Origin of the sequence: Micromonospora arida, from assembly GCF_042873195.1 — a bacterium.
Lineage (GTDB): Bacteria > Actinomycetota > Actinomycetes > Mycobacteriales > Micromonosporaceae > Micromonospora > Micromonospora arida.
In genome coordinates, this window is record NZ_JBIALC010000010.1 from 163,162 (window position 1) to 189,277 (window position 26,116).

Genomic DNA, 26,116 nt, shown 5'->3' on the forward strand with positions numbered 1-26,116 from the left:
CGAGGGGTCAGTCGACGCCGAACTCCATCGCGGCGCGGTCGAGCGCCTCGTCCTCCGCCGAGGCGACGCCCCGGGAGGCGATGGCTTCCGCACCGCCCTCGGGCATCGCGCCGATCAACCCGGTGGAGGCGGCCTGCGCGGCCCCGATCATCCGCTGCGGGTTCCCGCCACCGACCAGGCCGAGGGAGGCGTACTGCTCCAGCTTCGACCGCGAGTCGGCGATGTCCAGGTTGCGCATGGTGAGCTGGCCGATCCGGTCCGACGGGCCGAACGCCGAGTCCTCGGTACGCTCCATCGACAGCTTGTCCGGGTGATAGCTGAACGACGGGCCGGTGGTGTCCAGGATCGAGTAGTCCTCGCCCCGGCGCAGCCGCAACGTCACCTCGCCGGTGACCGCCGTGCCGACCCACCGCTGCAACGACTCGCGCAGCATCAGCGCCTGCGGGTCCAGCCAGCGGCCCTCGTACATCAGCCGACCGAGGCGGCGACCCTCGTTGTGGTAGTTCGCCAGGGTGTCCTCGTTGTGGATGGCGTTGACCAGCCGCTCGTACGCGTAGTGCAGCAGCGCCATCCCGGGCGCCTCGTAGATGCCCCGGCTCTTGGCCTCGATGATCCGGTTCTCGATCTGGTCCGACATGCCCAGGCCGTGCCGGCCGCCGATGGCGTTGGCCTCCAGCACCAGGTCGACGGCGCTGCCGAACTCCTTGCCGTTGATCGTGACCGGGCGGCCCTGGTCGAAGCCGACGGTGACGTCCTCGGTCGGGATCTCCACCGACGGGTCCCAGAAGCGGACGCCCATGATCGGGCTGACCGTCTCGATGCCGGTGTCCAGGTGCTCCAGGGTCTTCGCCTCGTGCGTGGCGCCCCAGATGTTGGCGTCGGTCGAGTACGCCTTCTCGGTGCTGTCCCGGTAGGGCAGGCCGCGTTCGAGCAGCCACTCGGACATCTCCTTACGCCCACCCAGCTCGGTGACGAAGGCGGTGTCGAGCCACGGCTTGTAGATGCGCAGCATCGGGTTGGCCAGCAGGCCGTACCGGTAGAACCGCTCGATGTCGTTGCCCTTGAAGGTCGAGCCGTCGCCCCAGATCTGGACGTCGTCGGCGACCATCGCCCGCACCAGCAGGGTGCCGGTCACGGCGCGGCCCAGCGGAGTGGTGTTGAAGTACGCCCGCCCGCCGGTGCGGATGTGGAAGGCGCCGCAGGTCAACGCGGCCAGGCCCTCCTCGACCAGGGCGGCGCGGCAGTCGACCAGGCGGGCGACCTCGGCGCCGTAGCTGAGCGCGCGGCCGGGCACCGAGGCGATGTCGGGCTCGTCGTACTGGCCGATGTCGGCGGTGTAGGCGCAGGGAATGGCGCCCTTGTCGCGCATCCACGCGACCGCGACCGAGGTGTCGAGGCCGCCGGAGAAGGCGATGCCGACACGTTCGCCGGTGGGCAGGGAGGTGAGAACCTTGGACACGGGGAAAATTATGCAATAGAACGCATGGCCATGCAAGCCGATGCGGTCTACTCGACGCCGAACGGCGGATCGTCGCGGCCCAACTCCCAGAACGCCACCGCCGCCGCGGCGGCCACGTTCAACGAATCCACGCCGCGGCGCATCGGTAGGACCACCCGCACGTCGCTGGCGGCCTGGGCCGCCGCGGTGAGGCCGGGCCCCTCGGCGCCGAGCAGCAAGGCCGCCCGCTCGCGCTGCGCCGGGGTCAACCGCTGGATCGGTACGGCGTCCGGCGCGGGCGTCATGGCGAGCACTGTGAAGCCGGCCTCCCGTACCTGGTCCAGGCCCTCGGGCCAGCGGTCGAGCTTCGCGTACGGCATGGCGAAGACCTCACCCATGCTGACCCGGACGCTGCGCCGGTAGAGCGGGTCGGCGCAGGTCGGCGAGAGCAGCACCGCGTCGATGCCGAGCGCGGCGGCGCCCCGGAAGATCGCGCCCAGGTTGGTGTGGTTGTTCACGTCCTCCAGGACGACGACCCGGCGCGCGGTGGCGAGCACCTCGGCCGCCGTCGGCAGCGGCCGGCGGTGGAACGATGCCAGCACCCCCCGGTGTACGTGAAAGCCGGTGGCCCGCTGCAGCACGTCCTGGGTCGCGGCGTAGACCGGCGCGTCGCCGGTGTCCAGGTCGGCGAGCTGGTCGACCCGCTTGGCGTCGACCAGGTACGACCGGGCCGGGTAGCCCGCGCGCAGCGCCCGGCGCAGCACCAGCTCTCCCTCGGCGATGAACAGGCCGTGCGGTGGTTCCCAGCGGGTGCGCAGCTCGACGTCGGTGAGCGCCCGGTAGTCGGCGATCCGGTCGTCGTCAGGGTCGGTGATCTCGTGGACGGACACCCGACGATTCTGCCGGACGCGGAGCAGGGCACCTCGACGCCCGTCCGACGGGGTGTTTTGTCCGAAGAAGAAGGGGAATGACCGGCGGGGATCGGGACGCGACGGGAAGGACCAGCCAGGTGAGCGCAGACGACACCACGGCGGGCGAAGCGGGCGCCCTGCCCCGGCGTCCGACCGTCGCCGACCACATCGTGTCGCGACTGTTCAGCTGGGGCGTACACCGCTACTTCGGCTATCCCGGCGACGGCATCAACGGCCTCACCTCCGCGCTGCAACGCACCAACGGCCGCGCCCAGTTCATCCAGGTCCGCCACGAGGAGACCGCCGGCTTCGCCGCCTCCGCCCACGTCAAGTACGGCGGCGGGCCGCTGGGCTGCGCGCTGGTCACCAGCGGGCCGGGCGCCATCCACCTGCTCAACGGCCTGTACGACGCGAAGCTCGACCATCAACCGGTGGTCGCCCTGGTCGGTCACACCGCGACCACCGCCGAGGGCGGCGGCTACTACCAGGAGGTCGACCTGCTCGCCCTCTACAAGGACGTGGCAGCGGCGTTCCTGGCCCAGCTCGACCACCCGGCGCAGGTACGCCACCTGATCGACCGGGCGTGCCGGACGGCGCTGGCCCGGCGTACCGTCACCGCCCTGATCCTGCCGCTGGACCTGCAGGACGAGCCGGCCGTACCGAACCCGCCGCACGCGCACGGCTACTACCAGACCAGCAACGCGCCGAGCAGCACGCCGACGGTGCCGCCGGAGGCGGACGTGCGCCGGGCGGCCGAGGTGCTGCGCGGCGGGCAACGGGTGGCCATGCTGGTCGGCCAGGGGGCCCTCGGCGCGCGCGACGAGGTCCGCGAGATCGCTGATCGCCTCGGAGCCGGCGTGGCCACCGCGCTGCTCGGCTTCACCGCCGTCGACCACCGCGAACCGTGGGTGACCGGCGCGATCGGGCTGCTCGGCACCCGACCGAGCTGGCAGCTGATGAGCGGCTGCGACCGACTGCTGATCGTGGGCAGCAACATGCCGTACTCGGAGTTCTACCCGCAGCCCGGGCAGGCCCGCGCGGTGCAGATCGACCTGGACGGCACCCAGCTCGGGCTGCGGTACCCGACCGAGGTGAACCTGACCGGCGACGCCCGCCCCACGCTGCTGGCGTTGCTGAACGAACTGGGCCCCGGCCCCGGGCCGACCGCCTGGCGGGCGGAGGTCGCCGAGGCCACCTCGGCGTGGCGCCGGGTGCAACACGACCTGGCCGAGCAGACCGCCGACCCGGTCAACCCGCAGTTGCTCTTCCACACGCTGAACGAGCGGCTGCCCGACGACGTGCTGCTAGCGGTCGACTGCGGCACCACCACCGCCTGGTACGCCAGACACATCCAGGTACGCCCCAGCATGCTGGCCAGCCTCTCCGGCACGCTGCTGTCCATGGGCGGCGCCATGCCGTACGCGTTGAGCGCCAAGTTCGCCCACCCGGACCGGCCGCTGGTCGCACTGATCGGCGACGGCGCCATGCAGATGAACGGCGTCAACGAGCTGATCACCGTGGCGAAGTACTGGCGCAGCTGGGCCGACCCGCGCTTCGTGGTGCTGGTGCTCAACAACCGGGATCTGGCGTTCGTCAGCTGGGAACAGCGCTCCACCGAGGGGACGCCGATGTTCCCGGACAGCCAGCAGTTGCCGGACATCGCCTACCACCAGTGGGCAGAGGTGCTCGGGCTGCACGGCGAGTTGATCGACTCACCGGATCAGGTGCGCGACGTCTGGGACCGGGCCCTCACCGCCGACCGACCGGTGGTGATCAACGCCCTGGTCGATCCGGCGGAGCTGATGCTGCCACCGCACTTCACAGTCGAGCAGGCCCGCAAGACCGCCGCGGCGGTGCTGCGAGGCGACACCGACTGGGCCGGAATCATCCGCCGCGGCCTCCCGTCGACGCTCGCGAGCTACCGCCCCCGCCGCCGCAAGGACTGACCGGGACCTCCGGAGGCGCCGGCACGTTGCCGGATCAGCCGCGGCGGTCGAGCCAGCGTTGCAGGGCCGAGCGGGGGTCCTGGGTGGGCTCCTGCCGACGCTCTGGAACGGCGGGGCGCTCCACCGGGCGGCGCGCGTCGCCGGCCAGCTCACGGCTCGGTGCGACGAACGCCTTCTCCGGCTGGCCCTTCACGGCGGTGGCGATGACCCGGGCCACCGCGTCGATCACCTTGCTCTGCACCGCAGACCCCACCGAGTCGGCCGGGTCGTCCGGGTTGGCGGCGATACCCGCCACCGCTACCTGCGGGGTGAAGCCGACGAACGTCTCGGTGGAGTTCTCCTCCGAGCTACCCGTCTTACCAGCCACCGGTCGGCCGTCGAGGATGTCGTTCACACCGGTGGCGGTGCCACCGTTGCACTGCCCGAACGCCGACTGCTGACCCACCGGGCAGCGGGCCGCGTCGGTCGCGGCACGGGCGACGTCGGCGTCGAGCACCCGCTTGCAGGAGGGCTGCCCCACCGGCACCTTCGTGCCGTCCGCGCCGGTCACCGAGACCACCGGCACCGGTGTGCAGTAGGTGCCCTCGGCGGCCACCGTGGCGTACGCGTTGGCCAGGTCCAGCGGAGTGGTGGCCGCCACGCCGAGGGTGAACGAACCCCAGTCCGCGGCGTTGTTCTTGGCGAAGTTGGCGTCCGAGTCGGCGCGGAACGTGATGCCGAGCCGCTGCGCCATCTCGACCACCTTGTCCTGGCCGACCTGCTCGGCCAGCCAGACGAAGTAGGTGTTCACCGAGCGGCCGAAGCCGTCCCACATCATCCGGTACCCGTCCATCCAGTCCGGGTTGGCGTTCGCCGGGCACCAGCGGCCGTCGCAGCTGCCCGGCCCCTCGGCGGCGTACCGGGTGGGCAGCTTGGCGGGCGCGTCGAACCCGGTGGAGAGGGTACGGCCCGACTCCAGCGCGGCGAGCATCGTGAACAGCTTGAACGTGGAACCCGCCTGGTACCCGTCGACGCTGGCTCCGCCGGAGATCAGCGGGTTGACGGTGTTCGGGTGGTTCGCCTGCCCGCCCGGGTTGTCGGCGAGGCTGTAGTGCCGGTTGACCGCCATCGCCAACACCCGCCCGGTGCCCGGCTGAACCGCAGCGATCGGCAGGGCGCGCTTGTTGTCGTACCCGTAGACCTTGGTGGCCTGCTGCTGCGCGGTGGCCTGGATCTTCGGGTCCAGCGAGGTGACGACGGTGTAGCCGCCCGAGCGCAGTGCCTGCTCGCGCTCCGCGACGGTCGCCCCGAAGGCCGGCTGGGTCAGCCACCACTGGCGCAGGTAATCGCAGAAGAAGCCCCAGTCGTCGTGGCCCTGGGAGACGGCGGTGCAGCCGTTGGGCTGGGCGGTGGGGTGCAGGGCCAGCGGCTCCACCTTGGCCTGGGCGGCCTGCGCGGCGGTGATGGCGTTGGTGGCGACCATCGAGTCCAGCACGTACGACCGGCGGGCCAGCGCCTCGTCCTTGTCGCCGCTGATCGGGCTGTACGCGTCCGGGGACTGCACCAGACCGGCCAGCAGGGCCGACTCGGCGAGGGTCAACTGCGCCGGAGGCTTGCCGAAGTACCGCTGGCTGGCCGCCGCGATCCCGTACGCGCCGGAGCCGAAGTAGGCGATGTTCAGGTACCGGTCGAGGATCTCGTCCTTGCCGAGGCTCTTGTCGAGCGCGCTCGCGTACCGGATCTCCTGGATCTTGCGACCCACGGTGGGATCGGTGGCGGCGGCGCGCTCCTCGGCGGTGCGGGTGGGGTCGGTCTTGAGCACGTTACGGACGTACTGCATGGTCAGCGTCGAGCCGCCCTGCTCGGTGCCGCCACCCTTGACGTTGGCCACCAGCGCCCGGGCCAGGCCGCGCAGGTCCGCGCCACCGTGGTCGTAGAAGCGCCGGTCCTCGGCCGCCACGATGGCCTGCCGCATGACCGGGGCGATCTCCGACAGGGGGACGTCGGTGCGGTTCACGTCGTAGAACGTGGTGATCAAAGTCTTGCCGTCGTTGGCGTAGAGGTACGAACGCTGCGGCGTGGCCGGGGTCTTCAGCGAGGCCGGCAACGCGGCGTACGACCCGAGCGCGGAGCGGGCGGTGAGCCCGAGCAGCAGGTTGCCAGGCAGCGCGGCGACTGCCAGGACAAGCCCGGCCAACACGCCGGCGAGCAGCACGGTGAACAGCCGCGACAGCGGCGAGCGGGGGGCGGCCATGCTCCCCAGGATTGCCATGAAAGCCGCCAACCGACCACCCTCACCCCGCGATTGTCAGCAACTTCACGCCCACCCACCAGCCAACTCCCACCCCAGTTCCCCCGCGCCGCCCCACCCCCGCCCCGCCCGCGTGGCTCCGGTGATCATGGGGTTAGCGGGAGGTTTGATCACGGAATCGCCCGTCAACCTCATGATCACCGGAGCTGGCCGAGGGCAGGTGGGGGGCGGGGTGGGGGCCGGTGGGTGGGGTGGGTGGGTGGGGGTGGGTGGGTTAGGGGTTTGGGGTACTCAGGCTGGCGGTGGCGGCGTCTCTGGCGGTTTCGCGGGGCATCAGGCGGCCGGAGCGGTAGCCGATGCCGATGCCGGCGATCAGGACGAAGATCGCGCCGAAGGTCTGCAACGAGCCGATCAGGGCACCGCCGAGGCCGAGCAGCGGCGCGGCGATGATCAGCATGACGCCGTCGCCGAGGCTGAAGGTGCCCGAGCGGGCCACCGCCCAGCCGGTGAGGAACCAGCCCGCGCTGTAGAACGTCGCGCCGACGAGGACCAGCGACCGCGCGGTGGCGCCGAAGACCGGCGTCTGCTCCTCGAACCCGGCGAACGGCAGCATCAGCACGGTGCCGGCGATGCTGACCAGCAGGCCGGCGGCGGCCACCCGGCGGCTGCGGGTCGCGGCCAGCAGCCCGGTGAGGGCCAGCAGCGCGAGCAGGCCGAGCCACACCGCGGCCACCCAACCGATCAGGTACACCGCCCGGCCGTCGGCCGGATAGGGGTCGTTGCCCACCCCTCCGTCGCTGGCCATCGCCACCACGCCGTAGAGGATGGCGTACGCGGGCAGCAGCCAGACCGCAGCCCGCGCGAACCGACGCAACGACCAGGCCCAACTGGCGTTCGTGGCGGGGGCGCCCGGGGTCGGCTCGCCGACGAAGGGCAGTACGCCGAACCCGCCACCGCTGCGCCGGGAGCCCAGTGGGGCGACCGGGTCGTGCGCGCCGGGCACCGGGGCCGAGGACCACATCCGATTCGCCGGATCCTTCATGCGTCACCTCGCTCGTCGTCGAGCGGTGCACCGACGCGCCGGGGCGCCCCGATTGCCTGGTCACCACCCGTCCTAGGACCGATCGTGGCAGGCGTCGGAGCGCCCCATGAGTCTTTCTCGTATTTAGCCGACCGGGCGGCCGGCGTACGGGATCAGCCGCGCTCGCGCTGGTCGGCCGGGTCCTCGACGAGGCTGGTCGGCGACACCGGCTCCGGTGCGGGCAGCCCCTTCGACCCCTTGCCGCCGGTGGCCTGCGCCTCGGCGACGCGTACCTCGTCGTGGATCTGCTGGGCGGCGTCCGCCGCGGCCTGCGCCGCCTCCGCGGCCTCGCGCTCGACCTGGCTCGCCTGGTCCGCGGCCTCCGGTGCGGGCAGATCCCCCACCATCTGGCTCAGCCCACCGAGCGCGCCACCCATCCCCTCCAGGGCCTTGGTCAGCTCGGCCGGCACGATCCAGACCTTGTTGGCGCTGCCCTGGGCGATCTGCGGCAGAGCCTGCAGGTACTGGTAGGCGAGCACCTTCTGGCTCGGGTTCGCCTGGTGGATCGCGTCGAAGACCGTCCGGATCGCCTTCGCCTGACCCTCGGCCTGCAGGATCCGGGCCTGCCGGTCACCGTCGGCCCGCAGCACCGCCGACTGCTTGTCACCCTCGGCGGTGAGGATCACCGACTGCTTGTGCCCCTCGGCGGTCAGGATCGCCGCACGGCGGTCCCGCTCGGCGCGCATCTGCTTCTCCATCGAGTCGCGGATGCTGGCCGGCGGCTCGATCGCCTTGATCTCGACCCGGGTCACCTTGATGCCCCAGCGACCGGTGGTCTCGTCCAGCACACCCGAGAGGTGCCGGTTGATCTCGTCCCGGCTGGTCAGCGCCCGCTCCAGATCGAGCGAACCGATCACGTTACGCAACGTGGTGACGGTCAGCTGCTCGATGGCCTGGAGGAAGCTGGAGATCTCGTAGGTCGCCCGGACCGAGTCGACCACCTTGAAGTAGAGGACCGTGTCGATCGAGACCACCAGGTTGTCCGAGGTGATCACCGGCTGCGGCGGGAAGCTGACCACCTGCTCCCGCATGTCGACCTTGGTACGAACCGCGTCGATGAACGGCACCAGCAGGTTGAGGCCGGGGCTGAGGGTGCGCTTGTACTTGCCGAGCCGTTCCACCACGTCCTGACGTTGCTGCGGCACGATCCGCACAGCCTTGGCCAGCGTTATCACGGCGATCAACGCCACCGCGATCAGCACCACCCCGATTAAGGTCATTCCGTTCACCCTCTCGATTCCGGCAGCTCGCCGGCGGAAGAAACATCGTCCTGCCACACCAGGGCGGTAGCGCCCCGGACCTTTATCACCCGAACCCGTTGACCGGGGTCGTAGACCTGTGTCGTGTCGTACGACCGGGCGCTCCACAGCTCACCGTCGATCTTGACGAGGCCCTGCTCGGCGTCCACCCGTTCCAGCACCAGCGCCGTGGAGCCCTCGATCGCCTCCACGCCGAACGGCTGCTCGCCACTCTCCAGCGCGGAGCGGCTGTGCCGCCGGATAACCGGTCGGACCACCACCAGGCTCAACGCCGACACCACCGCGAAGACCAGCGCCTGCACGGCGACCGGCGCGCCCAGGGCGGCCGCACCGGCGGCGGCGAACGCACCGACCCCGAACATGATCAGAAATAGCGTCGTCGTGAAAATCTCGGCGACGGCCAGCAGCACACCCAAAACGATCCACACCACGGCGTCCACCACCCAATCGTGACACGTAATTGCACGCGCGACCTTCCCGGGAAGATCAGTAGGCTCTGCGAGACCCTTTCCGGCCCGTCAGAGACACCACGAATCGGCGGCCCGACCCGAGGAGATCCCGTTGAGCCTGCTCCCCGAGACCGCCCGACAGATCGAGACCCGAGTCGCCCAGGCACAGGCCGACGGTCACACCCCGTCAGTGGTGCTGGGCGTGGTCCGCGACGGCACGCTGGCGCACGTGGCCGCCGCCGGCGAACACCCCCGCCCGGATGTCGACCTGCAGTACCGGGTGGGCTCGATCAGCAAGACGATGACCGCCACCCTGATCATGCAGTTGCGCGACGCCGGCCGACTGGCCCTGGACGACCGACTGGAGCAGCACCTGCCGGGCACCGGTGTGGGCGATCTCACCCTGCGCCAACTGCTCGGCCACGCCAGCGGCATGCAACGCGAACCCGAGGGCGACTGGTGGGAGCGGGCGGCGGGCGTCGATCTGACCACCCTGCTCGCCGACGTCGGCGCCGACAAGATCGCCTACCCGCCGCACCGCGCGTACCACTACTCCAACCTGGCGTACGGGCTGCTCGGCGGGTTGCTCGAACGGCTCACCGGGACACCCTGGGCCGACCTGCTCGACGAACGGATCCTCACCCCGCTGGGCCTGCGTCGCACCACCTACGCGGCCACCGAGCCGTACGCCCGCGGCTACGTCGTCCACCCCTGGCACGGCACGCTGCGCGAGGAACCCCGGACCGACACCGGCGCCATGGCCCCCGCCGGGCAGCTCTGGTCGACGATCGAGGACCTCGGCCGCTGGGCCGCGTTCCTGGCCGACCCCGACCCGTCGGTGCTCGCCGCCGAGACGCTGACCGAGATGTGTGCCCCCGTGGTGATCAGCGACCTCGACTCCTGGACCGGCGGGCACGGCCTGGGGCTGGAGCTCTACCGCGACGGCGAGCGCGTGTACGTCGGGCACGGCGGCTCGATGCCCGGGTACGTGGCCGCCCTCGTGGTGCACCGGCCCACCCGCACCGCCGTGGTCGGCTTCGCCAACTCGTACGGCTTCCCGATCACCGGGCTCAGCCGCCAACTGCTGACCACCGTGCTGGACGCGGAGCCGGCGTTCGCGCAGCCGTGGCGGCCGGCCACCGTCGCGCCGGATGCCGAGTCGGCCGAGCTGACCGGCCGCTGGTGGTGGATGGGCACTTCGCTGGACCTGACCTGGGACGCGGGTGACCTGGTGGCCCACGTACGCGGTGAGCGGGCGAGCCGGTTCACCGCCGAGGGAACGGACCGCTGGCGGGGACGTTCCGGCCCGGAGAACGGCGAGGTCCTGTCGGTGCTGCGCGACGACAGCGGACGGGCGGCGGCGGTCGACATCGCCACGTTCGTCTTCACCCGCAGCCCGGACGAGGTCCCCTGACCCGTGGGAAGGATCGGGCGGGTCAGGGGGCTTCGGTGACGAAGTCGATAAGGCGTTCCATGGCGTTGATCAGAGGGGTCTCCACGTCGGCGAAGCTGTTCACCCGGGACAGGATGTGCCGCCACATGTCGGCCGGCTCAGCCACCCCGAGGGCCGCGCAGACCCCCTCCTTCCACGGGCGCCCCGGCGGCACCACCGGCCAGGCCGCGATGCCCAACGCGGCCGGCTTCACCGCCTGCCACACGTCCACGTAGGGGTGCCCGGTCACCAGCACGTGCGGCGAGTTCACCCGGGCGACGATCCGGCTCTCCTTGCTGCCCGGCACCAGGTGGTCGACGAGCACGCCGAGTCGGCGGGTCGGGCCGGGGCCGAAATCGCGTACCTCGGCGTCGAGGGCGTCGATGCCGTCCAGCGGCTCGACCACCACGCCCTCGATCCGTAGGTCGTCGCCCCAGATCCGCTCGACCAGAGCGGCGTCGTGGATGCCCTCCACCCAGATTCGGCTGGCCTTCGCCACCTGGGCCCGCACGTTGTCCACTGCGACCGAGCCGGACGCGGTCCGCCGACGGGCCGTCGGCACCGCCGCCCGGGTCGGGCGGCGCAGCGTCACCGGGCGGCCGTCGAGCAGGAACGCCGCCGGCAGCAGCGGGAAGTTGCGCCGTTTACCGTGCCGGTCCTCCAACACCACCGCGCCGGCCTCGAAGCCCACCACCGCTCCGCAGAACCCGGAGTCGGCATCTTCGACCACGAGATCCGGTTCGGCGTCCACCTCGGGGGTGACCTTGCGCCGTCGCCAGTCGCCCGCCAACACGTCCTCGCCGTATCGCCCCGCCATGTCGATCACGCTAAACCCAGCCCGCCCCCACCCCGGCCCCCGACACACCGCCCTGCCCTCTGACCGCCGACCACAGGGGGCGGGGATTGGGGCGAACAGGGCAGTTGGGGGCAGGCCGGGCGACCGGAGCGGCAGCCGAGACAGGGCCGGTCGTGACCACGTACCCTTTCGGCATGTCCACCCCCGCAACGGGCGCGGCCACTCTCGCGCCGCGCCGGTCCAGCCGGTTCGTTGCCTGGGTGCGCGCGTGGCGCGCCGGGTTGGTGCCCTACGACGAGGTCGCCGACGCCATCGCCGGCGACGAGGAACACCTCGTTGCGGACGCCCCGGGCACCTGGACCGACGTTCCGCTGGGCGCCGCGCTGCCCACCCTGGCCAAGCTCTCCCCGGACGAGATCCGCCTGGTGCTGCCCGCGCCGGGCGACCCGAGGGGTTTGCCCGGCCCCGGCGACTTCGCCGGTGCGGCGCTGGTCACGGGCGAGGCGGTGGTCGCCGGCGGGCTCGGGCTGATCCCCCAGGTGCGGCTGCACACCTCCGGCTCGGGAGACTGTTTCGAGACGGTGCTCTGGCGGGTCTACCCGCTGCCGGCCAACGCCCCCGCCGCGTCACTCTCGTTGCCTGGTGCCGCCGAGGCGGAGGCCGAGTTGGCCGCCGCGCTTGCCGAGACGACCGCCGTGCTGACCCGCCTCGACGTGGCCCAGTGGCGGCCCGAGCTGGCCGGTGCGCTGGCCGCGCTCCGCCGCCCGGACGGCACCACCGATCTCCCACCGGGCTTCGACCCGCGGGCCCGCCGGCTCTTCGCCCGGGCCGCGGTGCTCGACCGGGTGCTGGCGTTGGCCGGGCACGCCGCCCCGGGCGGTGCGATCAACAACTACGAGGCGCAGCAACGGGACGCGGCACTTCGCCCCCTGACCGCTGCCTGCCGGCAGGCGCTGGTGGCCGCCTGCAACGCCCCCCTGCGCCCCTGACCGGACCGTCCCCGCACGCGCCCCACCACCGGCCGTCGCCGATCTTGCAGTTTCGGTTGTCGATATAAGGGGGAATGCCCTTTGTGTCGCGACAGCAAGTGCAAGATCGCGGGACGGGGTGGGGTGGGGTGGGGTGGGTCAGATCTCGTCGAGCAGGTCCGCGACCGAGTTGATGATCCGGGACGGGCGGTACGGGTAACGCTCCGCCTCGGTGCGACTGCTGATCCCGGTGAGCACCAGGATGGTCTCCAGCCCAGCCTCCAGGCCACACAGGATGTCGGTGTCCATCCGGTCACCGATCATCGCGGTGCTCTCCGAGTGCGCGTTGATGGTGTTGAGCGCCGAGCGCATCATCATCGGGTTGGGCTTGCCCACGAAGTACGGCTCGACCCCGGTCGCCTTGGAGATCATGGCGGCGACCGAACCGGCGGCGGGTAGCGCGCCCTCCACGGACGGGCCGGTCACGTCGGGGTTGGTGCAGATGAACCGGGCACCATCGTTGATCAGGCGGACGGCCTTGGTGATCGCCTCGAAGCTGTAGGTGCGGGTCTCGCCGAGCACCACGTAGTCGGGGGCGAAGTCGGTCAGCACGTAGCCGACGGCGTGCAGGGCCGTGGTCAGCCCGGCCTCACCGATGACGTACGCGGTGCCACCCGGCCGCTGGTCGGCGAGGAACTGGCCGGTGGCCAGGGCGGAGGACCAGATCGACTCCTCCGGCACGTCCAGCCCCATCCGGCTGAGCCGGGCCGTCAGGTCCCGCGGGGTGTAGATCGAGTTGTTGGTCAGCACCAGGAACGGCTTGCCGGAGGCGCGCATCCGGTTGATGAACTCCGGCGCGCCGGGCACCGGCTGGCCCTCGTGCACCAGCACGCCGTCCATGTCGGTCAGCCAACTCTGCACGGGCTTGCGGTCATGCATGATGATCCTCAGAGGTCAGGGACGACGGGTCGGCACGCAACAGACGGTGGGGCAGGTGTCCCACATGGGCAGCTCACCCAGGCGGCGGCGTAGCTGCGCGCCGTCCGGGTCGGTCCGCTCGGTGACCAGCTCACGCACCATGGTCACGAAGCGCGGGTCGGTGCCCGGCGTGCCGGCCCGGACGAAGTCCAGGCCGAGCTGCTTCGCCGTCTCCAGCGCTTCGGTGTCCAGGTCCCACACGACCTCCAGGTGATCGGAGACGAACCCGATCGGGCTGACCACCACACCGGTGGTGCCGCCCTGCGCGAGGGTGGCCAGGTGGTCGTTGATGTCCGGTTCCAGCCACGGCACCTGCGGCGGGCCGGAGCGGCTCTGCCAGACCAGGTCGTACGCCAGGTCGGGTGCGGCGGCCGCGGCGACGAGCCGGGCGGTCTCGTGCAGCTGCGCCTCGTACCGGCCGCCGTGCGGGCCGGCGCTGGCCGCCATCGAGTTGGGGACGGAGTGGGCGGTGAAGACCAGCCGGGTGGTGTCCCGCAACGCCTGGTCGAGCTGGCCCAGGGCCGCGCGGACCGCGTCGACGTGCGGCTCGACGAAGCCGGGGTGGTCCCAGAACTGGCGCAGCTTCTCGATCACCGGGGCGTCCGGGCCGACGGCGGCACGGGCGGCGGCGATGTCCTCCTGGTACTGCCGGCAGGACGAGTAGCCGCCGTACGCGCTGGTGACGAAGGCCAACGCCCGGGTGATCCCGTCGTCGCGCATCTGGGTCACGGTGTCGGCGAGCATCGGGTCCCAGTTGCGGTTGCCCCAGTAGACGGGCAGGTCGACACCGTGCGCGGCGAAGTCGGCGCGGACGGCGGCCAGCAGGTCCCGGCACTGCTGGTTGATCGGGGACACCCCACCGAAGTGCTGGTAGTGCTCGGCGACCTCGACCAGTCGTTCGGGAGGCACACCCCGGCCCCGGGTCACGTTCTGCAGAAACGGCATCACGTCCTCGGGCCGTTCGGGCCCGCCGAAGGACACCAGCACCAGCGCGTCGTACGACATGGGGTCATTCTTGCCCCTCGGCCGGGACGACCCGGCGACGCCCCCTGGTCCGGCCACGTGGATCACGCGGACGGTGACCAGGGAGCGTCACGGTGCGGCGTCAGGAGCCGATGGCGTGGTAGCCGCCGTCGACGTGGACGATCTCGCCGGTGGTGGCCGGGAACCAGTCGGAGAGCAGCGCCAGGCAGGCCCGCGCGGCGGGCTCCTGGTCGGTGAGGCTCCAACCCAGCGGGGCACGCTCGGCCCAGGCGTCCTCGAACTGGTCGAAGCCGGGGATCGACTTCGCGGCGATGGTGCGCAGCGGCCCGGCGGCGACCAGGTTACTGCGGATGCCCTGCTTGCCCAGGTGCAGCGCCAGGTAGCGGGACGCGGACTCCAGGCCGGCCTTGGCCACGCCCATCCAGTCGTAGACCGGCCACGCCTTCGTCGCGTCGAAGGTCAGGCCGACCACCGCGCCACCGGGCGACATCAGCGGCAGCGCCGCCATGGCGAGGGACTTGTACGAGAAGGTGGACACGTGCAGGGCGGTCGCCACGTCCTCCCAGGGCGCGTCGAGGAAGCCGCCGCCCAGGCAGCTCTGCGGGGCGAAGCCGATCGAGTGCACGACGCCGTCGAGGCCGTCGACGTGCTCGCGTACCCGGTCGGCGAGGCCGGCCAGGTGCTCGGTGTTGGTGACGTCCACCTCGATGACCGGGGCGGGCTCGGGGAGCCGCTTGGCGATCCGCTCGACCAGGGAGAGCCGGCCGTAGCCGGTGAGCACGACCTGCGCGCCATTATCCTGAGCGAGCTTCGCCACCGAGAAGGCGATCGAGGCGTCGGTGATGACACCGGTGACGAGCAGTCGCTTACCGGCGAGCAGTCCGGACATCGCTGATTTCCTCCGTAGTCAAAAGGGTTAGTGACCCATGCCGAGGCCGCCGTCGACCGGGATGACGGCGCCGGAGACGTACCCGGCGCTGTCCGAGGCCAGCCAGGTGACCACGGCGGCGACCTCGTCCGGGCTGGCCATCCGGCCGGCCGGGATGGACTTGAGGATCTCCGCCTTGCGGTCGCCGGAGAGGCCGGCGGTCATGTCGGTGTCGATGAAGCCGGGCGCCACCACGTTCGCGGTGATGTTGCGGCTGCCCAGTTCCCGGGTGATCGAGCGGGCGACACCGACGAGGCCGGCCTTGCTGGCGGCGTAGTTGACCTGCCCGGCGCCGCCGGCGAGGCCGACCACCGAGGAGATGAAGATCATGCGGCCCCACTTGGCGCGGAGCATCTTGCCGGAGGCCCGCTTCGCGACCCGGAACGCACCGGTGAGGTTGGTGTCCACCACGTCGGTGAACTGCTCCTCGGACATCCGCAGCAGCAGCGTGTCGGCGGTCATGCCGGCGTTGGCGACCAGCACCTCGACCGGACCCAGCTCGGCCTCGACGGCGGCGAACGCGGCGTCGATCGAGGCGGCGTCGGTGACGTCGGCGCGGACGCCGAACAGCCCGTCGGGTGCCTCGCCGCTGCGGTGGGTGACCGCCACCCGGTCGCCCTGCTTGGCGAAGGCCTGCGCGATGGCCAGGCCGATCCCCCGGTTACCCCCGGTCACCAGCACGGTACGGGCCACTGTTCCCCCTTGCGAATGGTCAGCACGGACGCGTCGGAGCCTAGGCGTTACCGGCAGGTAAGCGCTAACGGGGATCGCGTCACACTGGGGTACGACACCGGGATCAACCCCTGGTGGCACGCCTCGCGGCGGGTCGGCCCGTAGCCTCCGGGTGGTGAACCGGCATCCGATCGCGGTGGCCTTGCGGTCCCTACGGCAGACCCTGCTCGGCCCGGACGCCCGGCCCGAACGGCCGCTGCTGGCCCGCTGGCCCCGGCTGGACCGGTACGCCGCCCCGGTCGGGCTGCTCGCCGCGCTCGGCCTCTTCCTGATCACGTTTACCGTGGAGAGCGAGTGGGGCCTGGCGCCGCCGATCGCGCTGCTGTTCGCGGCGATGACAGTGGCGCCGCTGCTGGCGCTTCCCCGGCGTCCGCTGCTGGCCTGGCGGCTGACCGTGCTGGCCCTGCTGATCTGCACGTTCAACGCGCCAGCCGACCAGTCCTGGCCGTGGACCCCGCCGCTGGCGCTGGGGTCGATCGCGGTACTGGCGGTGGTCGTCGCCCGGGTCGACCGGCCGGTGCTGCTCTGGGTGGTGGCGATCAGCACGGTGCCGGTGCTCACCCTGGTCGACCCCGACAACCGGGTGCCCGTCCTGCTGCTGCTCGGCGCGCTGGCGATCGTCGGTGACCTGATCCGGCGTAACCGGTTGTCCCGGCACGCGCTGGCGGCGCAAGCCGAGCTGAGCGAGCGGGAGCAGGAGCGTCGCGCGGTGCTGGAGGAACGCACCCGGATCGCCCGGGAACTGCACGACGTGGTGGCCCACCACATGTCGCTGATCGCGGTGCAGGCGGAGACCGCCCCGTACCGGCTGACGGACGTGCCGGCCCCGGCAGCCGCGGAGTTCGTCGCCATCGCCGCGTCGGCCCGCGACGCGCTCACCGACATGCGGCGGCTGTTGGGGGTGCTGCGCAGCGAGACGACCGGACCGCAGACCGCGCCGCAGCCGGACCTCACCGACCTTGGCGCGATGGTGGACGCGGCCCGCCGGGCCGGGCTGCCGGTGACCCTGGACGCCGAGCTGGTGGACGACGACCGGGTGCCCGCGCCGGTCGGGCTGGCCGCGTACCGCATCGTCCAGGAGGGCCTGGCCAACGCGGCCCGCCACGCTGCCGGCGCCGCGGTGCGGGTCACCGTCCGCACCAATCCGTCTGGTCTGGGGGTACGCGTCGAGAACTCCCCGGCCGACGTCCGACCGACCGCCGACGGCGGCTCCGGGCACGGGCTGACCGGCATGCGGGAACGGGCCACCTCGCTGGGCGGTACGTTCACCGCCGGGCCGCTGCCCGACGGGGGTTACGCGGTGGCGGCCGAGTTGCCGTACGACGCGGAGGGCGGGGACCGATGATCCGGGTGCTGATCGCCGACGACCAGGCGATGGTCCGGCAGGGTTTCGGCGCGCTGCTCGCCGCCCAACCGGATCTGCTGGTGGTGGGGGACGCCGCCGACGGCGCGCAGGCGGTGGCCGCCGCCCGCCACCTCGACCCGGACGTGGTGCTGATGGACGTGCGGATGCCGGTCATGGACGGGCTGGAGGCCACCCGCAAACTGCTCGGTGACCGGTCGACGCAGCGACCCCGGGTGCTCATCCTCACCACCTTCGACCTGGACGACTACGTGTACGAGGCGCTGCGCGCCGGGGCCAGCGGGTTCCTGCTCAAGGACGCCCCCGCGGCCGACCTGGTGCAGGCGGTGCGGGTGGTGGCGGCCGGGGACGCGCTGCTCGCCCCGGGGGTCACCCGTCGGCTGATCGCCGAGTTCGCGGCCCGTCCGGACCGCCGTCGCCCGCGCCCCACCGACCTGGCCGGGCTCACCCCGCGCGAGACCGAGGTGCTGCGGTTGATCGCCCGGGGCCGCAACAACGCGGAGATCGCGGGTGACCTGGTGGTGGCCGAGCAGACCGTGAAGACCCACGTCGGGCGGATCCTGGCCAAGCTGGGTCTGCGCGACCGGGCCCAGGCCGTGGTGCTGGCGTACGAGACGGGTCTGGTGGCCGCCGGCGAGTAGCCCTGTGGAGCCAGCCCGGGAACGGCTCTGCGGGACGACGACCGGGCCCCGCCCCTGGGCGCACTCTCCCTCCGGACGACATTCCGGAGGGAGAACGTGATGCGACGACGAGGTGCCAGCCGGGTGGCGATGGCCGCGCTGCTCGGCGTGAACCTGGTTCTGCCGACCCGACCCGAGCCGGCCACGGCGGCGGGGTTCGTCGAGGCGTACCCCGTGACGGCGGCGGCGATGCGCGCGGCCGGCCCCCCGTACGCGGACTGGGCGGCCGACGGACGCCGGTTCCTGCTGTTCGACGAGCGCGGTGACGGCCGCGCGGTCGAGGTGTTCGGCGACCTCGCCGACGCGGACCGGATCGCGGTGCTGGTGCCGGGGGTCGGCAGCACCCTCGCCGACTTCGACCGGGGTTTGGGCGGGGTGGCCCGGCGGGCGCCGGCGGTGCAGGCCGGGCAGCTCTACCGGGAGCTGCGGGCGACCGACCCGAAGGCGCGGGTCGCGGTGCTGGCCTGGCTCGGCTACGACCCGCCCGACGGGGTGTTGACCGCCGCCGGTGGCGTCAGCGCGCGGCGCGGCGCGGCCGGGCTGGCCACGCTGCTGCGGGAGCTGGCCGGGCGGCGTCCGGCGGCGACGATCACGCTGGTCGGGCACAGCTACGGGTCGCTGGTGGTGTCACTGGCGGCGGCGGACGCACCGTCCCAGGTCGCCGACGTGGTCAGCCTCGGCGGCGTCGGCGCCGGGGTGCAGCGCGCCGGCGACCTGCCCGGCGGGCGGCGGTTCTGGGCGGCCGAGGCGCCGACCGACTGGATCCGCCGGGTACCGCCGGTGCGCCTGCCCGGCCTGGGTTTCGGCCGGCGACCCGGTGATCCGGCGTTCGGTGCCCGACCTCTGCCGGTGGGTGGGGTAGCGGGGCACGACGGCTACCTCACGCCGGGCAGCGCCGCGCTGGTCGCGGTGGCGGCGATCGTGCTGGGCGGCGTCGACGCCGACCGGATCGGGGACGCCCGGTGAGCCGGGACCGTGCCGTCGACGCGCTGCGGGCGTACGCCATCGGCGGGGTGGTGCTGGGGCATTGGCTGGTCACCGGGTTGGTGTTGACCGGCGACGGCGGGCTGCACCAGGCCAGCCCGCTGACCGCCCTGCCCGACCTGGCGCCGATGACCTGGGTGTTGCAGACGCTCGGGTTGTTCTTCTTCACCGCCGGGTTCGGCTCGACCCGGTCGCTGGCCCGCTGTCCGGGCGGCGCGGGCGGTTGGCTCGCCGGGCGGCTGCGGCGGCTGCTGCTGCCCACCGTAGCGCTGCTCGGTGTGGGGGCCGCCGTGCTGCTCGCCGCCACCGTCCTCGGCACCTCGGACGACACGCTCGCCGTCGCGCTGCGGCTGGCGGTCAGCCCGCTGTGGTTCCTGCTACCGCTGGTGATCCTGGTCGCGCTGACCGGCCCGCTGCGCGCCGCCGTACGCCGGTGGGGGGTGGCGCGGTGCGGGGTGCCGGCGGTCGCCGTGGTGGCCGCGGTCGACCTGGCGGTCCGGCTGCTGCCGCCCGGCACCGACCTGCCCCCGGTCACCGTCCTGGCGGCCTGGTCGGTGCCGTACCTGCTGGGTGTGGCACACGCCGACGGACGGTTGGACGGCCGGCGGGCGGGCGGCACGCTGGCGGCCGGTGGGGCGGTCGCGCTGGCGGCGCTGCTGGCACTCGGCTACCCGGTGAGCGCGGTCGGCGTGCCCGGGGCCGGGGTGTCCAACCTGAACCCGCCGTCGCTGCTGGTCGTGGCGCTGGCGGTGACCCAGGTCGGGCTGGGGCTGCTCGCCCGGCCGGCACTGCACCGGCTGCTGACCCGGCCGCTGCCGGGCGCAGCGGTGACCGAGGTGAACCGGTCCGCCGTCCGGATCTACCTGTGGCACCAGCCGGTACTGGTGGCGGTGACCGCGCTCACCGCCCGCGGCGGGCTGGCCCTGCCCGGTCTGCACACCGCCCCGGACGGTCCGGGGTGGGTGCTGGCGCGCTGCTGCTGGCTGCCGTTGCTCGCCGTGGTGCTGGTCACGGTGGTGCGGGTCGGGCAGCCGAGGTCGTTCCGGCGAGGCGTACGCGCTGGTGGCGAGCGGCGTCGCCAACCGGGCGGTGGAGGGGTCGCCGGCCGGTCGGCCGAGTGCGTTCCGCCGGCACCGCACGTGTACGATCATCGACGTTCCGGCCCGCCCGACTTGCAGGAGGTGATCGCTGTGCGAGATAGCGATCCTCCCAGTCGTGGCCGGGCCGATGGTCAGTCCCGCTGAGCCACGACTCAGTCTGGTGAGCTGACCCCGCTCCGCTCCCCACCACGTCGGCAACTGCCGAGGTGAGTGCGCCGCGCCGCCCGATCCCGGGCGAGCGCCGGGAGCCGCCCGGTCACGACTTCGTGTGCGCGTCCCCACCCCCTGCGGTCCGCCCCCGCACGCGGACCGTCCAGCCGCCACCCGGAGCCGTCCATGAGCCGCTACGTCGCCCCGCTGGGCTTCACCCTCGCCGCCGTCTGGGTGGCCATCGTCTTCGTGCTCGCCGGTGGCGGTCACTGACCGCTCCGGGCCGGCCGCGGTCGCTGAGCCGCGCCACCCGGCGGTCGACGCTGCCCCGTGCCGGTAGGGGCCGCGTCGACACCGTCAACTGCGCCCGCTGACTCGGTTCGTCAACTCGGTGGCGGAGGTGTGGTCGTTACCGCCCGCCACGGTGCTCAGGGTGAGGTGGTTGGGGGCTGGTCCGCTGACGGAGAACCGCCGGGAGAGGCGCGGCGACGTGTGCGGTTCCGCAGCAGGCCGGCTCCGATGAGCGCCACGACGATCGGGACGACCACCTGCGCCAGGACCAGGACGACCCGGTCGAACGTGGACGGCCCGGCGTCGCCTTGAGTGGGCTGGGCGGCCACCTGACTCGTGGCCGGCGGGCTCGGCGAGGCAGAAACGGTCGGGCCTCCACCGGTTTCCCCAGAACTCGGCTGGGTGTTGGCCGCAACCCGCCGTGCGGTGAGCTCGATCGGGAGGTAGTCGTCGGGCACCAACGGGTTGTCACTCTGTCCGTCCAGGAGGCGAACTATCAACAACATCGTGTAGGTATCGGGCGTCTTCGCCTCCGCCTCCCAGGTCCAAACCCCGACGTCGCCAGGACCGGTCAACGGCTGCGGCTCGTCCTGGGCGGGATCAGCACCAACGACCCGGAGGTGATCGTCGGTCGAGACCAGGCGTACCTGAACACGGCCTCCGAGCAGAACCTTCCCAGCCGGGGACTGACCGACGCCCGATGGCCCAACCTCACTGGCACACCACGCCCGCTCGCGAGCCTCCGGACCGCAGAGCCCGACCCGGACCAGAAACGACCGGCCTACCTCCACCTCTCGATTGGCTGTGACATACACGTTGCCTTCGAAAAGTGCTCGCCGGCTGTCCTGCAACTTGATCTGGTACTCGAACTGCTCGGACGGGCTCGTGTTGGCGGAACCACCGGTCGGCTCGGGCGTCGGACGTTTACCAGGGTTTGGTATCAACCAGACGAGCCCGGTGGCGACGACGCTCATGATGAGCGCTGCCACTGTGAGCACCGTCTGTGAGCTTGGCCGGTGCCGGCCCTCCCTGCCCGTGGTTGCCACCGTGCGCCCCCTGAGATAGTCAAGTCGCACCAGTGTGGAGGAGGAACGCACATCCGGCGAGCAGCGGCCGACCCTGCCCGCCGCCCGCACGCACCGGCTACAGCATCCGGGACGACCAGAGCAGACTGAGTGCGCCCGCGCAGAGCGCCAGCAGCAACGCCACACCGGCGTACCACTGGGTCACCTCACGCGGCTCTGTGCGGAACCCGATCGAGCTGCCCATGTCCTGATAGACCTGCTTCAGCTCGCTCACCGAGGCCGCCTCGTAGAAGTAACCCTCGGTGGTCTCGGCCAGCTCGGCGAGGGCCAACCGGTCCACCGGGACCCGCTGTAACTGCCCGCCGATGTCGACCTGGCCGGTGTCGGTGCCGAAGGCGATGGTGGAGACCGGAACGTTGGCCGCCTGCGCGGCCGCCGCCGCCTCCTCCACCGCCCGACCGGAGGTCCGGAAGCCGTCGGAGAGCAGCACGATCCGGGCCGGCGGGATGCCCGCCGCGCCGTCGGTCGGCACCGACCGGATCGCCTCCAGGCAGGTGAAGACCGCCTCGCCGGTCGCGGTCGCCTCGGCCAGCACCAGCCCGTCGATGGCACTGGTCACCGCGTCCCGGTCCTTGCCCGGCGGCACCAGCACGTTGGCCGCCTTGGCGAACGACACGAGGCCCAGGTTGTAGCTCTCCGGCAGCTCACTGACGAACTGCTTGGCCGCCTCCTGGGCCGCCTCCAGCCGGTTCGGCGCCACGTCGTCGGCCTGCATCGACAACGACACGTCGATGGCGAGCATCACGGTGGCCCGCTCCAGCGGCTCCTTCGTGTCCACCGCGGGACGGGCCAGCGCGGTAGCCAGCACCAGCAGGCAGAGCAGGAACGCGGTCGCCGGGACGTGCCGACGCCAGCCCAGGCCCTTCGGCGCGACCGTACGCAGCAAATCCACGTTGGTGAACCGCATGGCGTACGCCCGGCGGTGCAGCTGCCGCCAGACGTAGAACGCGGCGAGTGCGAAGACCGGCAGCACAGCCAGCAGCCACCACGGTTGCAGAAAACGGATCATCGTGTCGTCCCCCGGGTACGCGCGTGCCGCTGCGCGGCCACGAATCGCACCATGTCCAGCAGCCAGTCTCGGTCGGTACGCAGACGCAGGTGGGCCGCGCCGGCGCCGCGCAGGGCGGCGGCGATCGTGGCCCGTTGGGCGGTGGCGGCCTCGGCGTAGCGCTGCCGCAGCCGCGGGTCGGCGGTCTGCACCTCGTGCAGTTCACCGCTCTCCGGGTCGACCACCGGCAACACGCCCACGTCGGGCAGCTCCAGCTCACGCGGGTCGACCACCTCGATCGCCAGCACGTCGTGGCGGACGCGCAGCTTGCGCATCGGCCGCGCCCACTGCTCGGCCGGCGCGAGGAAGTCCGAGACCACCACGGCCACCCCGCGACGGCGGGGCGGACGGTTGAGCATCTCGATCAGGGCGCCCAGATCACCACGGCCGGGCTGGATGGCGGTGCCGGCGACGGCACGCAGCAGGCCCTGCGCCTCCTTGCGCCCGGAGCGGGCCGGCAGCCGGGTGAGCACCCCGGGCCCGGACGGCGGTGGTCCACCCCGCCACCGTCGGGCCGGGGCGGACGCCCCGCCGCCGGTGCCGATCACGGCGCCGATCCGGTTACCCCCGCGCACGGTCAGGTGGGTGATGGCGGCCGCGGCGGCCACCACGACCTCCCGTTTGAGCCACTGCCCGGTCCCGAAGTCCAGGCTGGCGGAGAAATCCAGCGCGAGCCAGGTCTCCAGCTCCCGGTCGGCGACCGTACGCCGCACGTGCGGTGTGGTGGTCCGGGCCGTGACCGGCCAGTCCATCCGGCGCACGTCGTCGCCGGGGCGGTACTCCCGGGACTCACCCGCCTCACTGCCCGGTCCCGGCAGCAGGCCGGCGTAGTCGCCCTGGAGCAGACCGTCGAGCTTGCGGGTGACGAGCAGCTGAAGCCGGGACAGCACGGCCTCGCTACGGTCGGCGAGGGGGGCCGGACGAGGGGTGGGTGAGGTCACGGGCGCTGCCCGGGCCAGCCAGCGCCCGGCGGCGGCGCGATCGACGGCGGGGTGGCCTGCTGCCGGGGGGCGACCGCCGGGAGCGGGATCGTCGACATCACCCGCTGCACGATGTGGTCGGCGGGCACGTCGTCGGCGAGCGCGTCGTAGCTGAGCACCAACCGGTGCCGCAGGATGTCCGGCGCGATGTCCTGCACGTCCTGCGGCAGCGCGTAGTCACGCCCGCGCAGCAGCGCCAGGGCGCGGGTGGCCCGGACCAGACCCAGCGAGGCGCGCGGGCTGGCCCCGTACTGGATCAGTTGCGCGACGTCGGGCATGCCGTGGTCGGCCGGGGCCCGGGTGGCCAGCACCAACCGGACCGCGTAGTCGACCAGGGCGTTGTGGACGAAGACCTGGTCCGCCTTGCGTTGCAGGGCGATCAGCTCCGGGGTGTCGAACACCGCGGTCGGCTCGGGCGCGGCCACGCCCATCCGGTAGACGATCTCCCGTTCCTCCGCGTCGGTCGGGTAGCCCACCACGATCTTCATGAGGAACCGGTCCCGCTGCGCCTCCGGCAGCGGGTAGACGCCCTCCTGCTCGATCGGGTTCTGGGTGGCCATCACCAGGAACGGGTCCGGCACCCGGTGGCTCTCCCCACCGATGGACACCTGCCGCTCGCTCATGACCTCCAGCAGCGCGGACTGCACCTTCGCCGGGGCCCGGTTGATCTCGTCGGCGAGCAGGAAGTTGACGAAGACCGGGCCCAACTCGACGTCGAACTTCTCGCTCGACTGCCGGTAGATCCGGGTGCCCATGATGTCGGCGGGCACCAGGTCCGGGGTGAACTGAACCCGGGCGAAGGACCCACCGACGACCTTGGCGAGGGTCTCCACGGCGAGGGTCTTGGCCACCCCGGGCACGCCTTCGAGCAGGCAGTGACCGCGGGCGAGCAGCGCGACGAACATCCGCTCCACCATCCGGTCCTGCCCGACGATCACGCGTTTGATCTCGAACAGGCCCTTCTCCAGCAGGCTGGCGTCCTGCGCGGGGGTGGTCACCGGGGCAGGTGCCGCTCCGTTCGGCGTCGGGGCGTCGGGCATGGTCGGCTGGGCCACCGGTCCTCCACAGCGTTTGTCGGTCGTCGCGGCTCGTGCGGTATCAAGACTCGCACGCCTTGCTGAGTGTCGAGGTGGGGAGAAGCCGATTTTGACCGCGCCGTCCCCAGCAGCCGAATCCCGCATCGCGGGTATGCACGAAGCGGCCCGCCGCGTGTACGATTCACCCCGTCGCCGGGCGGCTCCCCCCGTGGTCGCCCGGCGCTCAACTTCTCCGTCCCGCCGCCCTAGACTGGCCGGGATGAGCATCCCCTCCCCCACCGACGAGGCCCTGGTCTGTTCGGCCCGGGGCTGCCGGTCCGCCGCCATCTGGGCGCTGGAGTGGAACAATCCCCGTCTGCACGACGCCGATCGGCGCAAGACCTGGTTGGCCTGCGCCCAGCACCGGGGCAGCCTCGGTGACTTCCTCGACGCTCGAGGCTTCCTGCGTGCCGTCACTCCGGTGCCCGGATCGCCTACGCTCGACCTGTGAGCGGCGACCCTCCGGCTTCCCCCGGCCCCACCTCCCCTTCCTGGCCGCCCACCCCGGCCACCGCACCACCCGGCGTCGAACCGCCGCCCGGCGCGTTCCCGGCACCCGGCACGCTCGGCCCGGAGCCCACCGCGCCGGACGTCTCGACGCCCGCGCCACTGCCACCGGGCGCGCTGCCGCCCGGTCACCGGCCGGCACCCGCCGCCGACCATCGCGCGCCCGACCTGCCGCCCCCGGGTCTCCTGCCGCCCGACCCCGCAGCGCTGCTGACGGCTGCGCCGGGTGGCCGGGGTCCGCTGGAGCCCTGGCCGGACACGGTCCACTGGCAGTCCATCTCCACCGACCTGATCTGGGTGGAGCTGATCCGGCTGGCGATCGTGGTCGCCATCGGGCTGGCGGTGACCGGAGCCGGCTGGGCGTTCAGCGGCCACTGGTTGTTCGGGCTCGCCGTGGCCGTCGTGCTGGTGCTCGGCGCGTGGCGGGCCGTCGCGATCGTCCGCGCGGTCCGGGTCTGGGGGTACGCCGAGCGGGAGAACGACCTGCTGGTCCGGCACGGCCTGCTGGTCCGCCGGCTCTCCATCGTGCCGTACTCGCGGATGCAGTTCGTCGACGTGAGCGCCGGGCCGTTGGAGCGCGCCTTCGACCTGGCCACCGTGCAGTTGCACACCGCGGCGGCGGCGAGCGACGCCCGGGTGCCCGGGCTGCGTCCGGCGGAGGCGTCCCGGCTGCGCGATCGGCTCACCGCGCTCGGCGAGGACCGGGCGGAGGGGCTGTGA

General features: G+C 72.5%; 24 protein-coding genes. 9 read left to right on the plus strand and 15 right to left on the minus strand.

Annotated features, from left to right (window positions below):
- Nucleotides 1–7 precede the first annotated feature (7 nt).
- Both argG and ACFYP0_RS25865 read right to left on the minus strand, forming a co-directional pair.
- Nucleotides 8–1,459, minus strand: a complete 1,452-nt coding sequence (gene argG / locus ACFYP0_RS25860; protein WP_124858460.1) for an argininosuccinate synthase — start codon at nt 1,457–1,459, stop codon at nt 8–10.
- Between the two features lie 47 nt (nt 1,460–1,506).
- Nucleotides 1,507–2,355: a TrmH family RNA methyltransferase gene (locus tag ACFYP0_RS25865; protein ID WP_356979075.1), complete on the minus strand. Its 849-nt coding sequence runs from the start codon at nt 2,353–2,355 to the stop codon at nt 1,507–1,509.
- A gap of 92 nt (nt 2,356–2,447) precedes the next feature.
- Here ACFYP0_RS25865 and ACFYP0_RS25870 point away from each other — a divergent pair, with 92 nt between their 5' ends.
- The gene (locus ACFYP0_RS25870; RefSeq protein WP_355494759.1) at nt 2,448–4,295 is read left to right on the plus strand and encodes a thiamine pyrophosphate-requiring protein; all 1,848 of its coding nucleotides are present in this window, start codon (nt 2,448–2,450) and stop codon (nt 4,293–4,295) included.
- A gap of 34 nt (nt 4,296–4,329) precedes the next feature.
- On the opposite strand, the gene ACFYP0_RS25875 is transcribed toward ACFYP0_RS25870, so the two are convergent.
- The 4 genes from ACFYP0_RS25875 to ACFYP0_RS25890 all read right to left on the minus strand — a co-directional run bounded on the left by ACFYP0_RS25875 (nt 4,330) and on the right by ACFYP0_RS25890 (nt 9,305).
- On the minus strand, nt 4,330–6,528 hold the full coding sequence (locus ACFYP0_RS25875) for a transglycosylase domain-containing protein (RefSeq protein ID WP_355494761.1): 2,199 nt from the start codon (nt 6,526–6,528) through the stop codon (nt 4,330–4,332).
- 271 nt (nt 6,529–6,799) lie between these two features.
- Nucleotides 6,800–7,567 (minus strand): hypothetical protein, encoded by a 768-nt coding sequence (locus tag ACFYP0_RS25880; protein WP_355494762.1) that lies wholly within the window; start codon nt 7,565–7,567, stop codon nt 6,800–6,802.
- 152 nt (nt 7,568–7,719) lie between these two features.
- Nucleotides 7,720–8,826 carry an SPFH domain-containing protein gene (locus tag ACFYP0_RS25885; protein ID WP_124853345.1) on the minus strand — a complete coding sequence of 369 codons (1,107 nt, stop codon included), beginning with the start codon at nt 8,824–8,826 and terminating at the stop codon, nt 7,720–7,722.
- Between the two features lie 5 nt (nt 8,827–8,831).
- Nucleotides 8,832–9,305: an NfeD family protein gene (locus ACFYP0_RS25890; RefSeq protein WP_124853346.1), complete on the minus strand. Its 474-nt coding sequence runs from the start codon at nt 9,303–9,305 to the stop codon at nt 8,832–8,834.
- 121 nt (nt 9,306–9,426) lie between these two features.
- Between ACFYP0_RS25890 and ACFYP0_RS25895 the strand changes: the two genes are divergently transcribed.
- Complete coding sequence (locus ACFYP0_RS25895) at nt 9,427–10,728, plus strand: serine hydrolase domain-containing protein (RefSeq protein WP_355494765.1); 1,302 nt, start codon at nt 9,427–9,429, stop codon at nt 10,726–10,728.
- A 22-nt stretch (nt 10,729–10,750) separates the two neighbouring features.
- Here the strand turns inward: ACFYP0_RS25895 and ACFYP0_RS25900 are convergent, their stop codons facing one another.
- Nucleotides 10,751–11,563, minus strand: a complete 813-nt coding sequence (locus ACFYP0_RS25900) for a DUF3097 domain-containing protein (RefSeq protein WP_124853348.1) — start codon at nt 11,561–11,563, stop codon at nt 10,751–10,753.
- A 173-nt stretch (nt 11,564–11,736) separates the two neighbouring features.
- On the opposite strand from ACFYP0_RS25900, the gene ACFYP0_RS25905 reads away from it, so the two are divergent.
- On the plus strand, nt 11,737–12,531 hold the full coding sequence (locus ACFYP0_RS25905; protein WP_350853834.1) for a hypothetical protein: 795 nt from the start codon (nt 11,737–11,739) through the stop codon (nt 12,529–12,531).
- A 138-nt stretch (nt 12,532–12,669) separates the two neighbouring features.
- Here the strand turns inward: ACFYP0_RS25905 and ACFYP0_RS25910 are convergent, their stop codons facing one another.
- The 4 genes from ACFYP0_RS25910 to fabG all read right to left on the minus strand — a co-directional run bounded on the left by ACFYP0_RS25910 (nt 12,670) and on the right by fabG (nt 16,093).
- Complete coding sequence (locus ACFYP0_RS25910; RefSeq protein ID WP_091403868.1) at nt 12,670–13,449, minus strand: HAD-IIA family hydrolase; 780 nt, start codon at nt 13,447–13,449, stop codon at nt 12,670–12,672.
- A 15-nt stretch (nt 13,450–13,464) separates the two neighbouring features.
- Complete coding sequence (locus ACFYP0_RS25915; protein ID WP_355494767.1) at nt 13,465–14,493, minus strand: ferrochelatase; 1,029 nt, start codon at nt 14,491–14,493, stop codon at nt 13,465–13,467.
- Between the two features lie 100 nt (nt 14,494–14,593).
- Nucleotides 14,594–15,361, minus strand: coding sequence for an enoyl-ACP reductase FabI (gene fabI, locus ACFYP0_RS25920; protein ID WP_355494769.1), 768 nt, complete (start codon nt 15,359–15,361; stop codon nt 14,594–14,596).
- A gap of 27 nt (nt 15,362–15,388) precedes the next feature.
- Nucleotides 15,389–16,093: a 3-oxoacyl-ACP reductase FabG gene (gene fabG / locus ACFYP0_RS25925; RefSeq protein WP_091403857.1), complete on the minus strand. Its 705-nt coding sequence runs from the start codon at nt 16,091–16,093 to the stop codon at nt 15,389–15,391.
- A gap of 154 nt (nt 16,094–16,247) precedes the next feature.
- On the opposite strand from fabG, the gene ACFYP0_RS25930 reads away from it, so the two are divergent.
- From ACFYP0_RS25930 to ACFYP0_RS25945, 4 genes are all read left to right on the plus strand, one after another.
- Nucleotides 16,248–17,477 (plus strand): sensor histidine kinase, encoded by a 1,230-nt coding sequence (locus tag ACFYP0_RS25930; protein WP_386997890.1) that lies wholly within the window; start codon nt 16,248–16,250, stop codon nt 17,475–17,477.
- Nucleotides 17,474–18,136: a response regulator gene (locus ACFYP0_RS25935; RefSeq protein ID WP_091403852.1), complete on the plus strand. Its 663-nt coding sequence runs from the start codon at nt 17,474–17,476 to the stop codon at nt 18,134–18,136. The genes ACFYP0_RS25930 and ACFYP0_RS25935 overlap by 4 nt, the downstream gene beginning before the upstream one ends.
- A 99-nt stretch (nt 18,137–18,235) precedes the next feature.
- Complete coding sequence (locus ACFYP0_RS25940; RefSeq protein ID WP_386997892.1) at nt 18,236–19,141, plus strand: alpha/beta hydrolase; 906 nt, start codon at nt 18,236–18,238, stop codon at nt 19,139–19,141.
- Nucleotides 19,138–20,403, plus strand: coding sequence for an acyltransferase family protein (locus ACFYP0_RS25945; protein ID WP_386997894.1), 1,266 nt, complete (start codon nt 19,138–19,140; stop codon nt 20,401–20,403). Before ACFYP0_RS25940 ends, ACFYP0_RS25945 begins: the two co-directional genes overlap by 4 nt.
- 434 nt (nt 20,404–20,837) lie before the next feature.
- Here ACFYP0_RS25945 and ACFYP0_RS25950 read toward each other — a convergent pair whose 3' ends face one another.
- From ACFYP0_RS25950 to ACFYP0_RS25965, 4 genes are all read right to left on the minus strand, one after another.
- On the minus strand, nt 20,838–21,689 hold the full coding sequence (locus tag ACFYP0_RS25950) for a hypothetical protein (protein ID WP_386997896.1): 852 nt from the start codon (nt 21,687–21,689) through the stop codon (nt 20,838–20,840).
- A 154-nt stretch (nt 21,690–21,843) separates the two neighbouring features.
- Nucleotides 21,844–22,794: a VWA domain-containing protein gene (locus tag ACFYP0_RS25955; protein ID WP_386997898.1), complete on the minus strand. Its 951-nt coding sequence runs from the start codon at nt 22,792–22,794 to the stop codon at nt 21,844–21,846.
- On the minus strand, nt 22,791–23,792 hold the full coding sequence (locus tag ACFYP0_RS25960) for a DUF58 domain-containing protein (RefSeq protein WP_386997921.1): 1,002 nt from the start codon (nt 23,790–23,792) through the stop codon (nt 22,791–22,793). Before ACFYP0_RS25960 ends, ACFYP0_RS25955 begins: the two co-directional genes overlap by 4 nt.
- Entirely contained in the window at nt 23,771–24,868 is a 1,098-nt protein-coding gene (locus tag ACFYP0_RS25965) for an AAA family ATPase (RefSeq protein WP_386997900.1), read from the minus strand. Before ACFYP0_RS25965 ends, ACFYP0_RS25960 begins: the two co-directional genes overlap by 22 nt.
- Before the next feature lie 241 nt (nt 24,869–25,109).
- Between ACFYP0_RS25965 and ACFYP0_RS25970 the strand changes: the two genes are divergently transcribed.
- Nucleotides 25,110–25,340: a hypothetical protein gene (locus ACFYP0_RS25970; protein ID WP_124862233.1), complete on the plus strand. Its 231-nt coding sequence runs from the start codon at nt 25,110–25,112 to the stop codon at nt 25,338–25,340.
- A 224-nt stretch (nt 25,341–25,564) separates the two neighbouring features.
- Entirely contained in the window at nt 25,565–26,116 is a 552-nt protein-coding gene (locus ACFYP0_RS25975; RefSeq protein WP_386997923.1) for a PH domain-containing protein, read from the plus strand.

What these genes read in the sequence shown, in the direction of transcription:
- ACFYP0_RS25875 (WP_355494761.1), bottom strand. Translation starts at nt 6,528, where the DNA reads ATGGCCGCCCCCCGCTCGCCGCTGTCGCGGCTGTTCACCGTGCTGCTC.
- ACFYP0_RS25880 (WP_355494762.1), bottom strand. Translation starts at nt 7,567, where the DNA reads ATGAAGGATCCGGCGAATCGGATGTGGTCCTCGGCCCCGGTGCCCGGC.
- ACFYP0_RS25885 (WP_124853345.1), bottom strand. Translation starts at nt 8,826, where the DNA reads ATGACCTTAATCGGGGTGGTGCTGATCGCGGTGGCGTTGATCGCCGTG.
- ACFYP0_RS25900 (WP_124853348.1), bottom strand. Translation starts at nt 11,563, where the DNA reads ATGGCGGGGCGATACGGCGAGGACGTGTTGGCGGGCGACTGGCGACGG.
- ACFYP0_RS25905 (WP_350853834.1), top strand. Translation starts at nt 11,737, where the DNA reads ATGTCCACCCCCGCAACGGGCGCGGCCACTCTCGCGCCGCGCCGGTCC.
- ACFYP0_RS25910 (WP_091403868.1), bottom strand. Translation starts at nt 13,449, where the DNA reads ATGCATGACCGCAAGCCCGTGCAGAGTTGGCTGACCGACATGGACGGC.
- ACFYP0_RS25915 (WP_355494767.1), bottom strand. Translation starts at nt 14,493, where the DNA reads ATGTCGTACGACGCGCTGGTGCTGGTGTCCTTCGGCGGGCCCGAACGG.
- fabI (WP_355494769.1), bottom strand. Translation starts at nt 15,361, where the DNA reads ATGTCCGGACTGCTCGCCGGTAAGCGACTGCTCGTCACCGGTGTCATC.
- ACFYP0_RS25935 (WP_091403852.1), top strand. Translation starts at nt 17,474, where the DNA reads ATGATCCGGGTGCTGATCGCCGACGACCAGGCGATGGTCCGGCAGGGT.
- ACFYP0_RS25940 (WP_386997892.1), top strand. Translation starts at nt 18,236, where the DNA reads ATGCGACGACGAGGTGCCAGCCGGGTGGCGATGGCCGCGCTGCTCGGC.
- ACFYP0_RS25955 (WP_386997898.1), bottom strand. Translation starts at nt 22,794, where the DNA reads ATGATCCGTTTTCTGCAACCGTGGTGGCTGCTGGCTGTGCTGCCGGTC.
- ACFYP0_RS25970 (WP_124862233.1), top strand. Translation starts at nt 25,110, where the DNA reads ATGAGCATCCCCTCCCCCACCGACGAGGCCCTGGTCTGTTCGGCCCGG.